Source organism: Gordonia sp. UBA7599 (assembly GCA_002477755.1).
Lineage (GTDB): Bacteria > Actinomycetota > Actinomycetes > Mycobacteriales > Mycobacteriaceae > Gordonia.
The window spans coordinates 5,438-5,731 of the sequence record DLKD01000061.1 but is presented as its reverse complement, the minus strand read 5'-3'; the positions used below and the strand labels follow the sequence as shown (position 1 = coordinate 5,731).

General features: G+C 70.4%; 1 protein-coding gene. It reads right to left on the bottom strand.

The window, feature by feature from the left end; genetic code table 11:
- Positions 1-294 (bottom strand): ABC transporter substrate-binding protein (locus B4L26_RS07550; protein ID WP_349680477.1); only part of this gene is annotated, 294 nt, incomplete at both ends.

The following is a 294-nucleotide window of genomic DNA, read 5'->3' as shown; positions in this document are numbered from 1 at the left end:
GACGGTGTTGGGGATCGCCGCGAGCAACTGTTCCTGGGCGGGCCCGGCGCTCACCACGCCCAATGCCGAGTCGCCGGTACGGATGGACTCGACGGTCTGACTCTGGGTGCCCGGGCGGCGGAACACGATCTGGTCCAGCTTCGCCGGCTCGCGCCAGAATCGGTCGTTGCGCACGAGGCGCACTTCGTCGCGGGCCAAGTCGATGCCGACGATCGCGAACGGACCGCCGGAGACGGGCTTGCCCGAGTCCATGCCGGTCTGGAAGCCGGTGGGCAGCGCGCGCAGCACGTGGCT